Origin of the sequence: Chryseobacterium indologenes (assembly GCA_016025055.1) — a bacterium.
Classification (GTDB): Bacteria; Bacteroidota; Bacteroidia; order Flavobacteriales; family Weeksellaceae; genus Chryseobacterium; species Chryseobacterium indologenes.
Genome location: CP065590.1, coordinates 4,746,802 through 4,759,469, shown reverse-complemented (window position 1 = coordinate 4,759,469; position 12,668 = coordinate 4,746,802). Strand labels below are relative to the sequence as shown.

The following is a 12,668-nucleotide window of genomic DNA, read 5'->3' as shown; positions in this document are numbered from 1 at the left end:
TCTCATATTTTGAGATGGTCTTTTTTATATACCAAAAGATACGCCTGAAGAAACCGTAAAAAGTATCCTTTTAAACGTAATCTGTTTTCTAATGCTTGTAAGGTTTGTATCTAAATTTGATTCATATAAAAAGAGTAAAAAATAATGAAAACAATATTAATTACAGGCGCATCAACCGGCCTAGGAAGAGCAGCAACATTATTATTTCAATCCGAAGTCGGGAGACTTCGGAGAGCAGGGTCGGGAGACTTCGGAGAGCAGGCAGTCTATACCAAGACTGAAAAGATTTCTCCTTGGGTTCTTGGCCTGCTTTCGGAGAAGGAATACCGGAATCCGCTGCTGGTTTTCAAAAAAGCATTCAGAGAATACACCCTCAAAGAATTTGATTATTTTATGTCCGGAATTGTCTATTTCTCAATGGGCGTCTATGAAAATCTCCCGGAAAGGAATATCGTGATGCCCTACATTCATACGATAAAAATGCTGGATGCCGCACATCTTATACTTCAAAGAAGGAGAGAAAAGAATATGGCTGATACCCATTCAGAATAAGAAGGTTAATAATAAAAAAATCGCTACTTAAAAAGTAGCGATTTCTGTTGTGTGTGACCTCGACAGGATTCAAACCTGTAACCTTCTGAGCCGTAATCAGATGCGCTATTCAGTTGCGCCACGAGGCCTTGTGTTACCTTGTTGTTTAAAGGTTTGCAAATATAGCACTTTTTTCCGTTCTTTGAAAGATGAAACAGAAAATTTTACTTTTATTTACGGTATTTTCTCTAATTGCCTGTAAAAGAGAATCAAAAATTTCGTCCACTGACTGGACAAATATCTCATCCCGTACTCAGTTTAAAGAACATGATGGCGCGATGGACCTTAAATCGGGAAATTTCACCTATAGTTTTAAGCAAAACCAGATCCCATTTAAGAAAATTATTCTTTTAAACGCGAGTATGGCAGGGTATATTTCAGAGCTGGGAGCAGAAAACCTGATTGTGGGAGTGTCAAGTCCTGAATATATTTACTCTGAAAAAATTCAGAATCTTTTAAAAGAAGGGAAAATCCAGAATGTGGGAAGTGATCAGAAATATGATGTAGAGAAGATTATCTCTCTGAAACCGGATGCTGTTTTTACCAACCATATTGCCAGTTTTGACAATACCTACGAATTATTGAAGAATAATGGAATCCATGTAGTATTTCTGGATGAGTATATGGAACAGCAGCCATTGGAAAAAACAGCGTATATAAAACTTTTCGGACAGCTTTTAGGAAAAGAGAAAGAAGCAGCCGGCAGCTATCGGGAAATTGAGAAAAATTATACCGAGCTTAAAAAACTGGCTTTAAGTGCAAAAGAAAAGCCAGTGGTTCTAGCCAATGAAATGTATGGAGATATCTGGTATCTCCCCGGAGGAAATACTTCGGTAGCTCATTATATAGCAGATGCCAATGCCTCTTATATCCTGAAAGATAATAAAGATGAAAAAGCTTTGACCATGACCTTTGAGGAAGTATATGCAAAAACGGGAGGTGTTCAGTATTGGGTGAACGCAGGAAATCATACCTCTAAAAGTGAAATGCTGAAAATGAACGGTTTTTACGGAAAACTTGAAGTCTTCAATAAAGGGAAAATTTACACAATGGGAGGGAAGGAGAGACAAAAGGCTAATGATTTCTTTGAAAGTGGTGCCGTAAGGGCAGACCTCATCCTTAAAGATTACATCAAAATCTTTCACCCTGAGCTTTTGCCGAATTATCAGCTGACTTACATGAAAGAGTTGCAGTAACTCGGACTATTGCTTATTTTTGCCTTTCCTTTTTATAAAAATTATGTGGAAAAAAATTAAACAGCTTATTTTCATTATTCTAGTGCTGAATGTGGTATTCATTATCTGGGGACGTTTTTTTAATCCTCCGATTACCATCACGCAGATAGGCGGTCTTTTTGAATATGGAAAACTTCATAGAGATTATATTTCTTATGATGAAATGGGAAATAATGTGAAAAAGGCAGTGATAGCCTCAGAAGACCAGAAATTTTTCGACCATGACGGATTTGATTATACGGCGATTGAAAAGGCAATGAAGCATAATGAACAGGGAAAAAAGATAAGAGGGGGAAGCACCATTTCTCAGCAGACGGCAAAAAATGTTTTCCTTTGGCAGGGAAGAAGCTGGCTAAGAAAAGGTCTGGAAGCCGTCTATACTTTTATCATTGAAAAAGTATGGAGCAAAGATATTATCCTTGAAAGATACCTGAATTCCATTGAAATGGGGCAGGGAGTATTTGGGGTAGAAGCTGCAGCTCAATATTATTTTGGAAAATCATCCAAAGACCTAAGTGCTTCAGATGCAGCCTGGATTGCAGCCGTATTGCCCAATCCAAAGAAGTACGATCCGAAAAACCCATCCCCTTATTTGAGAAAGAAACACAATTGGATCATCAGACAGATGAGGAATGTGAGTTTGAAATAGTATCTTTGTACTAATGAAATTCTTTAATTCCAGCACAAATTTTGAGTCAGTTCTTAAAAAATACTTTTCTTTTAAGAACGAAACTCTTTCTTTGGAGCCATTTGCAGAGTTTTTGGAGTCTGTAAAAACAGCAGATTTTACAGATGTGCTCAATTTTCTCAGAAGCAATCCGAATTTTGCAGAAAACTTTAAGCACTATATTCATAATATTTTTAGAGGAAGACCTTTCAACCTTTCCCTGACGGAAGCGAATATTCTTTCTGAAAATGCTTTCTTCCCGGAACTTAAAAAAAGGATCCTGAACAAGGTTTTACCTCCCGTTGAAAACGAAAAGACCGTATGGTTTATGATCGACAACGTGAGCTTACGGCCGAAGAAAGATCTGAGATATTTGCATAATCTTCCCGAAAACGAGATTGATGAGTTTTTAACACTTATCGGTGCTTCTGATTTTATCATCAGACCCAATGTTAAAAAAGAACTTATCTTCTCGATGAACATCCTCTCATGGAGGGTAACGGGAATGGCGATGGAAGTGGAAGTCGTGAGAATGGCTCCGCAATACCGAAACCTGGATAACCCGTTTTTAGCCCTTCAGAACGAGCTGGAAACCCTGGCAGAAGATCTTGTAAAAGATCCGGAATTACAGTTGCATTCTAAGGACAGCAGGTACAAGCAAATAAAAATCTATACCGAGCAATGTCTTGAATTTGTAAATATCGCCTTCAAAAATTCAGCTAAATACGGTATCTCAGGCAAGATCAACCAATCATTGCTGAAAATTCGCCAACAGACTGAAAGAATTTACGAGATTGTGCAACTGCTGGTGATAGACAGTGATGAAGATATTTTGATTAGATCCAAGCAGTTGGTTTTTAATATTTTGAGTTATAAATCTCATAAGAATAATATTGCAGATCTCATCAATGACAGTACAAGACTGATTTCGCATCTTATTACGAACCACACTGCAGAAGCAGGGGCCCATTATATCACTTCTACCCGTAAAGAATATATGACAATGTTCTACAAAGCGAGCGGTGGTGGGATTATTGTAGGCGCTCTCTGTGTCCTGAAAATGCTGTACGGATATATTCCGGGAAGTGATTTTTCCCATGCATTTTTATATTCCATGAACTATGCGATGGGATTCGTGATGATTTACCTGATGGGATTTACATTGGCCACAAAACAGCCGGCAATGACTGCTGCAACAATGACCAAAGTATTGTCTGAAGAAGGAAACAACAAAAGAAATAATACAGAGTTTGCCCATTTAGTATCAAAGCTGTTCAGAAGTCAGTTTATTGCCTTTGTAGGGAATGTATTGCTGGCTTTCCCGATAGCGTTGGCTATTATTTACGGGTTAGATGTATTTTTCTCACAGAATCTGGCGGTTGAGCGCTCAGATAAATTATTGAAAGATCTTGATCCTTTCAAATCTAAAGCTATTCTTCATGCCAGTATTGCTGGTTTTTACCTGTTCATTTCCGGGATTATATCGGGAAATATCGGGAACAATTCCGTGTTTTATCAGATTCCGGAAAGGATTGCAAAAAACCTGTCAATCAGAAGCTTCTTTGGAAAGAAATTTGCCAAGGGACTTTCAAAATATTATGCTAAAAACTGGCCGGGAATCGTTTCCAACTTCTGGTTTGGTGTTTTCTTGGGAGCAACGGCTCCTGTAGGGATGTTTTTCGGACTGGATCTGGACATCAGGCACATCACCTTCGCAGCCGGAAACTTTGCGCTAGGATTATATGGGAAAGACTTTTCTGTAGATTCCTATACATTCTGGATATCTTTCTTTACGGTGTTTTTAATAGGGTTCTTTAACTTCCTCGTAAGTTTCAGTTTATCCATGTTCCTCGCTTTCAGATCAAGGAAAATGAACTTTGGACAAGTGAGTGAGATTTATAAAGAAATTTTCCGATATTTTACAAAACATCCATTGAAGTTTTTCCTGCCTCTACGATCAGGCTTAGACAAACAGGCAGATGATTTAATGAGCAGTACAATCTCTAATAAATCCGAAGAACATTAAAAATTTTCTTAGAATATATAATTAAAAATGCTCCACGTAAGGAGCATTTATTATTTTTAAAACTATAGGATTTGCAGATCGTGGAATTTGTCTGCCCCAAACTTATCCTGAAACTTTTTCAGATAAAAGCTTTTGCGCATATTAAAATCATGTTTCAGCAAAGGGGAATCTATTCTGATCATAATACATCCGTTGTCTATATTGACACTTCTGATCTCTTTAAAAAGACTTTCGTCAAGATAATCTTCAAGAAAATCTTTGATGTCGAATGCCACCAGTTTATCTTCAAATCCATAAATCCTGGCAAAAGATTTTACCAGTTCGGAGGATTGATATTCGCGTTTTTTCTTTTTCATAGTCGTGTTGTGAAATTTATACATCAAAAATGAAACTTTCCTCATTAATTTTCTTCACTACACTTTCTGTGCGTTCTCTGTGCGTGTCGGTAATGAAAATCTGCCCGAAACTTTCTTTATTCACCAGTTCGATAAGCTGTGAAACTCTGGTGTCGTCCAGCTTATCAAAAATATCGTCTAACAACAGGATAGGGGTCTTATTGGTAAGTTCTTTAACAAGGCTCATCTGAGCGAGTTTTAATGAAATAAGGAAAGACTTTTGTTGCCCCTGTGAACCTATTTTTTTGATAAGAACCTGGTCCATCTCGAAAAGAAGATCATCTTTATGAATTCCTTTAGATGTATAGGTCAGCATGCGGTCTCTTTCAAGGCTTTCTTTTAAAAGTTCCTCAAAAGAGTTTTCCAGTAAATGAGATTCATAGATAACCGATACCGTTTCTTTGCCCCCTGAAATAATTTGATAGAAATTCTGAACAATAGGATTCAGTTGCTTTACAAATTCTTTTCTTTTATTAAAGATTTTTGTTCCGGATCTGGTGATCGGCTCATCATAGATCTCTAAAGAATCTTTATCCCAGGTTCTGTTTTTAGCGAAATATTTTAATAAGGCATTTCTCTGCTGTACCGTTTTCTGATACTGTATCAGATCAAAAAGATATTCAGAATCGGTCTGGGAAATCATCGCATCCAGAAACTTCCTTCTGCTTTCTCCGGAATCTGAAATTAAATTGGAATCATACGGTGAAATCATCACACTCGGCAGATAGCCGATGTGGTCTGCCAGCCGGTCATAGCTTTTATCATTTTTTTTAATGACTTTTTTGGCTTCTTTAGGTTGGGTGATTCTGATGATATCCTCACTGTCTTCATTCTGAATTTCAGAATCAATCATGAAAAAATCTTCTTCCTTTTTGATATTATTGATATCTGTATTTCCCAAAAAGCTTTTTCCTACAGACAAATAATGAAGGGCATCCAGAATATTGGTTTTTCCTACTCCGTTATTGCCTACAAAACAGTTGATCTGTGGAGAGAATTCAAACTTTTTTTCTGAGTGATTTTTGAAATTGTAAAGAGAAAGCTTCTTGATAATCATTCGTCAAAAATACTCCATTATTAGTAAAAATAAAAAAGGAAGTGCAGAACAAGTTTCCACTCCGAATGAAAAATATGCATCATCTCTTTTATTATCAGCGAAATAAATTAAAATATAGGTGATAATACTGGAAAGAAAAAAGAAATTGCATAGAACGTTTTGAGGTAAAATATTCCGGTTATACTGCTGATAAAAACTAAGGCATAAGCAATGTATTTGGTATTCTGAACCCCGATCAGCATAGGAAAAGTCTTTACCGTATCATCGTTCATATCACGGATGTCAAAAGGAAGAACCAGTGCGGTGATGAAGAAAAAACTGATCAGAAAAATAGGAAGGCTGAATTCCGGAAGGGTGAGCCAGCAATTGACCAGAGCCCATACCAATCCTACATAAAAGACTTTAAGAAGAGGGATCTTCCGGATATAGACATCCAGAAAAAAACTGTTGTAAAGCAGTCCCAGCACTACAATAATAAACCATTTCAGAAGCCTCACTTCATTATGGTTATGAATGATGAGAAAGGCACAAACAATTCCGGCCACTGCGTTTAAAACCAGGATTTTAAAAAAATGTTTTGTGTATTGATATTTGGTATATAGATACCCACTGAAATAAGTAATGAAAATAAGGAGTATGGTAGGGAAACGGAATGTGTTTTGCTCCTTCATAAAAAATACTGCAAAAAGAGTTCCCGTTAAGGATACATAAAGTTGACTGTCTATAACGGATTTTTTCAGTATTTTTAAAATGTTCATTTATCAAAATTAATATATATGAAAAGATTTTCCAAGATTTTTATGCTTTTGCTTTTATTGCTGAGCTTTTCAACGGTTTTCGCGCAAAAATATTACGACGACCAATGGAAAAAAATTGCTGAAAACAGTAAAAAAGGTGCCTATAAATCTAATCTTCCTATAATTTTAGATATACAAAACCAAGCAATGAAAGAAAACAACACCCTTCAGCTGATCCGCACCTTAAAGGCGGAATTCAGTATTGTAAACCAAACAGTAGATGATGATCAGAATGATGCAGCTTCAAAATTCTTCACCAAGCTTCAGACCGCAAAGGCAAAACTTAAAGGCGAAGAAAAACTGGTGTATGATGTCCTGTTGAATGGCTTCTTCATGGATTATTATAATCAGAATTCATGGAAAATCAATGGAAGAACCAATGTGAACTCTCAGGACGTTGCCCAGATAGAAACATGGAGTAAGCTTGATTTTAAAAACTACCTGATTAAAAATTACCAGGAACTCGATCAGCAGAAGTCGGAGATGAAAAAAGTCTCTTTAGCCAAATATAAAGATGCGTTTTCCGATGCCAAAGACATTGCGTATTTCCCGTCTTTATTTGATTGGTACGGGATCAAAAAGATAAGTTTCTTTTCAGAAAATAATTTATTTACAAAAAATGAACTGACAGAAAACCGAAAGGTAATCAATGGCATTTATGATGAACTGATTGCGCAGAATACCGGAAATTCAAAGTTGTATTTTATGAAAGATAAATTGGTTGATAATTGCAATTTCAGCCAGTGTAAAGATAAGCTTGAGCAACTTCAGGATCTTTTGAAAACCAATGTTGAAGGAGATTATAAAGTGCTTATCATGGAAGATATCATGAATGAGCTTATTGCCAAAAAGAAAGAAAAAGAAGCGATTGCTATTGCTGCCCAGGCAAAAACTCAATATCCGAAATCTCCTTTTGTAGAAAATATAAAGTACAAAGAAGATTTGATTACCAATCCTTTGCTGAATCTTAAATATGAACAGCAGACTCAGAGTAATCTGCCTATCCATTTAGTTGCAGAATACAAAAATGTCAGTGACTTTTCTTTGAATATTTATGAAGTAAAAGAGGATTATCTGTCATTCATGCAGTATGTTCAGAATTCATACAGCAATACCTACGGAAAGGTAAAAAAAACCTGGTCAGAAAAGAATCCTACCAGCTTACAGATCCGAAAGACTATCAGACTCATAAAACTTCACTGGAAATTAAACCCCTTCCGGCAGGAATTTATGTTGTAGAATATTCTGTAGCAGGATCAGATCCGAAAGACAATGATTCCCGACAGAATTTCCATATGCTGGTTTCCGGAAATAAAATTGTGTATCAATCTAAAGCTGACAGAAATCCCCTTTTAAACGAACTCAAATTAGTCAATAGCGAAAACGGAAAGCCGGTAACCAATGAGAATCTAGTATTCTATGAGTTTGTAAGCAACAAAACATTAACTAAACTTGATGGAAAAACCAATGAAAAAGGAGTGTTTAAATTTCCTTCAGGTAAGAGCAACGAGTATTACAGAACCTTCCTTATTCAGCAGCCTAAAAGCAATGATTTTCAAATCATGCAGGTATACGGAACGTCAGGATATGCAGAAGATTATAATTCTAATAAAGAAGCCCGCTCAACCTCTCAGATCTTTACAGACAGAGCCATTTATCGTCCTGGGCAAACAGTCTACTTTAAGGTAGTCAATACCACAATCAATAAAGAAGTAGAATCTGTACTTTCAGGATTAAAACAAAAAATAACGTTGATAGATGCCAATAATCAGGAAGTTTCTTCTCAAAACTTTACCACCAATGAATTCGGTTCTTATCACGGAAGCTTTATCCTTCCCAAAGGTAAACTGAATGGTACTTTTTACCTTCAAACAGATAGCAACAGCGGATACAAAGATATCAGGGTAGAAGAATACAAACGACCTAAATTCGAAGTTACCTTTGATCCTGTAAAAGATGAATATAAATATGGACAGACCATAGAGCTGAAGGCGAAAGCCATGATGTTTTCAGGCGTAGCCCTTAGCAATACCTCCGTAAATTATGAAATTAAAAAACATAATATCAGATGGCGTTATTTCTGGTGGTACCCACAGGGTGATGATAATGAGAATTCAATTCTGGGAGAAGTTAAAACCAACGAAAAAGGAGAGTTTGTCATCCGTTTAGATCTTAAGAAAGATGAAAAACTTGAAGGAATTCAGATTGATAATTATGAGATCAATGCCTCTGTTACAGACATCAACGGAGAAACCCAATCCGGAAATACGCAACTGAAAGTAGCTTCGGTCTCTCACTATATTAAAGCTGACGATATCAACAATACCTTCAGTGATCAAAATGTAAAACTAAAGGTTGAAACCAAGAATTACAACGAGCAGGATCTGAAAAAACCTTATCAGGTTAAACTTTCAAAACTGAGCGCTCCTGATAGGGTCTTCAGAAGCAACTTTAAAATGGATGTTCAGAATCTGCCAAAGTATTCAAAAGAAGAATTCATCACTAAGTTTCCGCATGATCTGTTTGATAAAAATGATGAAATCAAAAACTGGAAAACAGAAAAAGTTGTTGTGGAAAGACAGCAACAACCTTCTCCTGCTCTGGAACTTGGAAAGTTGGAAGCCGGAGACTATCAGCTGGAGCTTTTCAATATCGAAGGAAAAGACACCATCAAATCGGCTCAGTATTTCAGTGTCTGGGATAAAAACTCCTTGAAACCGACCCAAAAACCATTCCTGACGGTTATTGCACCAAAAGAGGAAGTATCAAGAGGAGAGAAAGTGAAAATGTATGTGTATTCTGCTATTCCGGATGCTTTGGTGAATGTTTTTGTTCAGGATGGTTCAGGAAAAACGCTTACAGAAACCTATCAGTTGAAAAAAGGTATTCTGGAGTATACGGCTGATATTCCTAAAGATAAAAGTGTATCCCAATTGAACATTCAGTTCCAGGTGGTGGCTTTTAATGATATCAGTACTGAATCTGTCACCTTAAAAATAAAAGATACAGAACAGCCTTTAAAAATTGAAACGGTAACTTTCAGGGATAAGCTTGAGCCGAATTCAAAGGAAAAGTGGACGGTAAAAGTAACGGGTAATGAAAAAGAAAAGATCAACGCAGAAGTGCTTGCCAATATGTATGATATGTCTCTGGATCAGTTTGCCGTAAATACGTATAGCTGGAACAGACTTTATGTGCCTTTTAACATCGTGAGTTCTTATGTTCTGAGAAGCTTCCTGACCCAAAGAAGTTATCAGAAAAGACTACAGTATTTCAATGGAAATTATGTAGATGTACCGAACTTTAACTGGTTTGACGGTGATATATATTCAAACCTTGCCGGTAGTGTCAGAGGAGTATCTGTTTATAATACAGCCTTGCCGGCTCCGTCTGCGATCGCAAGAGAAAGCAGAGTTGAGGAAGTGGTAATGACAGGCTACGCCAGAAGTAAAAAAGCTGTTTCAAAAGTAGCATCAGAAGTTGTGGCAGAGCAGGCTGATGCTGTAGCCGATCAGGCAGAACAAAAAGAGGATCTTGAAAAAGTTCCCGTACGTCAGAATCTTAACGAAACAGCATTCTTCTATCCGGACCTGAAAACAGATGCCGAAGGAAATGTGAACTTCGAATTTACTTCTCCGGAAGCATTGACAAAATGGAAACTGATGTTCCTCGCGCATACTAAAGATGCCAGAGCTACAACCCTGGAAAAGCAGGTTGTAACTCAGAAAGAATTCTCGGTAACACCAAATTATCCAAGATTTTTAAGAGAAGGTGATGAACTGAATTTACAGTCAAAACTATCAAACCTTACCGATAAAAAAATGAATGGTTCTGCAGAACTTAGAATCCTGGATGCGTTCACTAATGAGGATATTTCCTCAAAATTCGGATTAACTTCTGCTACACAAAATTTCAATGTAAATGAAAACGGTAACGGAGCTTTAACCTGGAAATTAAAAGTTCCGAATAACGTATCATCTGTTATTCTGAAAGTTGTGGCGAAAGCAGGAGCGTTTTCTGACGGAGAACAACAGGCGGTGGCTATACTGCCCAACAGAATGCTGGTGACCGATGCGGTGCCTGTTTTTGTAAAAGAAGGAGAAACCAAAACATTTGTACTGGATAACCTTACAAATAATACATCCACTACAGCCTCCAATGTTTCCAATACGCTGGAACTGACTACCAATCCGATATGGGAGATCATGTTTGCCCTTCCAAGCCTTAAAAATGACCAGAACAATTCAGCAGATGTCATTTTTAATAAATGGTTTGCTGATGTACTCGCTTCGGAAGTATTTAAAGCCAATCCAAAAATGAAAACCATTTTTGAAGAATATCAGAATAAAGGACTGCTGAATTCAAATCTAGAGAAAAATCAGGAACTGAAACAGGTATTGCTGGAAGAAACTCCTTGGGTACTGCAAAGTAAGAACGAGGATGAGCAGATGCAAAAACTGGCATTATTGTTTGATGCCAATACGATGAAAAATTCAATCAATCAGGACTGGGATGACTTTAAAAAATTGCAGAATCCGGACGGTGGTTTCTCATGGTATGCCGGATACCCGAGTTCTTACGGAACTTCATTATATATCCTTAAGAATCTCGGTAAAATAAACACCTGGTTAAAAGATAACGTGAAAGATTATCAAAGTTCAGATCAGAAAGAATTAGTAACCAGACTTATTCAGTATGTTGATAACGAAATTGACAAATACTGGGAGGTGAAAGATAAAAATATCTGGAACAATTGGGTGCTTGATTTCCTTGATACCCGTAATTATTGGGAAAAACAATACCCTTTGAAAGGTAAAGGAGCTACATTGAAAACGTTGGTAAAACAAAAAGCCAAAACAGCTAAAATAACGGATTTCACATTCTTCGGATTGCATCGTGCAGCATTGCTGATGAACGATTATGGAATAAAAGATGTTTCAGATAAACTGATGACCTACCTGAAAGAAACTTCTACCGATACCAAAACACAAGGAGTATACTGGAAACAGAATCTGAATGACTGGGGATGGTTCAGCTCAAAAGTAGTGAATCATGCAGGAGCTTTGGAAGCATTTAATAAGCTTAAACCAAACGACCAGAACTTTATAGAAGATATGAAAATCTGGCTGGTGACTCAGAAAGAAGTGAATTCATGGGGAAGCTCAAGAGGAACTTCAGAAGTAATCTTTACGATCCTGAATTCCGGAAAATCATGGACGGGCGCAGAAAGTGATAAAGCAACTATCGTTTGGGGAGGAAAAGAACTGACCCCTCAAACCCAGGCTTCAGGGTATGTAAAATCTACTCTGAAAACTGATGTGATAGACAAGAACCTGGGAACTGTTACGGTTACCAAACCAGGCCCTGGTATTGTTCAGGGAGGATTGTTCTGGCAGTATTATGAAGATCTGGATAAAATCAAATCTTCTGAAAATTATATTGCTGTAACCAAAGAGCTTTACAAAAAAATAAAAACAGTAAACGGAGAAGAACTGCAGAAAATTTCACCGGAAACACCACTGAAAGTAGGGGATAAAGTAACGGTAAGAATGATTTTGAATACCGACAGACCTATGGAGTTTATTCATATTAAAGATATGCGTGCGGCAGGATTTGAACCTCTTGATGCGTTATCCGGATATCAATGGAAAAATAACCTGGGCTATTATCAGTCGGCAAAAGACGCTTCTACCAATTTCTATATTCAGTATATGCCGAAAGGGAAATATGTATTTGAGTATGATGTCGTAGCGAATGCCTCAGGGAAATTCTCTAATGTAATTACCACTATGCAGAATTACTACGCACCACAGATGAATGCTCACACAAAAGGAAGCGGTGTTCAGATTTTGGAATGATTTTTGGCTATAGGGAAGTAATTAAAATTGTAAACCAAATAA

The 12,668-nt window shown here is 37.0% G+C and carries 6 protein-coding genes, 1 tRNA gene and 2 pseudogenes; 5 read left to right on the top strand and 4 right to left on the bottom strand.

The annotated features are described in order from the left end of the window. Nucleotides 1-144 precede the first annotated feature (144 nt). Nucleotides 145-552, top strand: coding sequence for a hypothetical protein (locus tag H3Z85_21980; protein ID QPQ51831.1), 408 nt, complete (start codon nucleotides 145-147; stop codon nucleotides 550-552). 54 nt (nucleotides 553-606) lie between these two features. Here H3Z85_21980 and H3Z85_21975 read toward each other — a convergent pair. Next, a tRNA-Arg gene (locus H3Z85_21975) sits at nucleotides 607-680 on the bottom strand. Nucleotides 681-869: 189 nt separating this feature from the next. Here H3Z85_21975 and H3Z85_21970 point away from each other — a divergent pair. From H3Z85_21970 to H3Z85_21960, 3 genes are read left to right on the top strand one after another with little or no spacing between them, the layout of a single operon-like run. After that, nucleotides 870-1,787, top strand: coding sequence for an ABC transporter substrate-binding protein (locus H3Z85_21970; GenBank protein ID QPQ53981.1), 918 nt, complete (start codon nucleotides 870-872; stop codon nucleotides 1,785-1,787). Nucleotides 1,788-1,830: 43 nt separating this feature from the next. Further along, nucleotides 1,831-2,475 carry a monofunctional biosynthetic peptidoglycan transglycosylase gene (gene mtgA / locus H3Z85_21965; protein ID QPQ51830.1) on the top strand — a complete coding sequence of 215 codons (645 nt, stop codon included), beginning with the start codon at nucleotides 1,831-1,833 and terminating at the stop codon, nucleotides 2,473-2,475. Nucleotides 2,476-2,488: 13 nt separating this feature from the next. Then, on the top strand, nucleotides 2,489-4,519 hold the full coding sequence (locus H3Z85_21960) for a recombinase (protein ID QPQ51829.1): 2,031 nt from the start codon (nucleotides 2,489-2,491) through the stop codon (nucleotides 4,517-4,519). 62 nt (nucleotides 4,520-4,581) lie between these two features. Here the strand turns inward: H3Z85_21960 and H3Z85_21955 are convergent, their stop codons facing one another. The 3 genes and pseudogenes from H3Z85_21955 to H3Z85_21945 all read right to left on the bottom strand — a co-directional run bounded on the left by H3Z85_21955 (nucleotide 4,582) and on the right by H3Z85_21945 (nucleotide 6,729). Further along, the gene (locus H3Z85_21955) at nucleotides 4,582-4,875 is read right to left on the bottom strand and encodes a hypothetical protein (protein ID QPQ51828.1); all 294 of its coding nucleotides are present in this window, start codon (nucleotides 4,873-4,875) and stop codon (nucleotides 4,582-4,584) included. Nucleotides 4,876-4,891: 16 nt separating this feature from the next. Further along, nucleotides 4,892-5,971 (bottom strand): DNA replication/repair protein RecF, encoded by a 1,080-nt coding sequence (locus H3Z85_21950; protein QPQ51827.1) that lies wholly within the window; start codon nucleotides 5,969-5,971, stop codon nucleotides 4,892-4,894. Nucleotides 5,972-5,974: 3 nt separating this feature from the next. Next, nucleotides 5,975-6,729 (bottom strand): annotated as a pseudogene (locus H3Z85_21945) (hypothetical protein). A gap of 18 nt (nucleotides 6,730-6,747) precedes the next feature. Between H3Z85_21945 and H3Z85_21940 the strand changes: the two are divergent. After that, nucleotides 6,748-12,626: pseudogene (locus H3Z85_21940) on the top strand (hypothetical protein). Nucleotides 12,627-12,668: the final 42 nt, after the last annotated feature.

What these genes read in the sequence shown, in the direction of transcription:
- H3Z85_21980 (QPQ51831.1), top strand. Translation starts at nt 145, where the DNA reads ATGAAAACAATATTAATTACAGGCGCATCAACCGGCCTAGGAAGAGCA.
- H3Z85_21970 (QPQ53981.1), top strand. Translation starts at nt 870, where the DNA reads ATGGACCTTAAATCGGGAAATTTCACCTATAGTTTTAAGCAAAACCAG.
- mtgA (QPQ51830.1), top strand. Translation starts at nt 1,831, where the DNA reads ATGTGGAAAAAAATTAAACAGCTTATTTTCATTATTCTAGTGCTGAAT.
- H3Z85_21960 (QPQ51829.1), top strand. Translation starts at nt 2,489, where the DNA reads ATGAAATTCTTTAATTCCAGCACAAATTTTGAGTCAGTTCTTAAAAAA.
- H3Z85_21955 (QPQ51828.1), bottom strand. Translation starts at nt 4,875, where the DNA reads ATGAAAAAGAAAAAACGCGAATATCAATCCTCCGAACTGGTAAAATCT.
- H3Z85_21950 (QPQ51827.1), bottom strand. Translation starts at nt 5,971, where the DNA reads ATGATTATCAAGAAGCTTTCTCTTTACAATTTCAAAAATCACTCAGAA.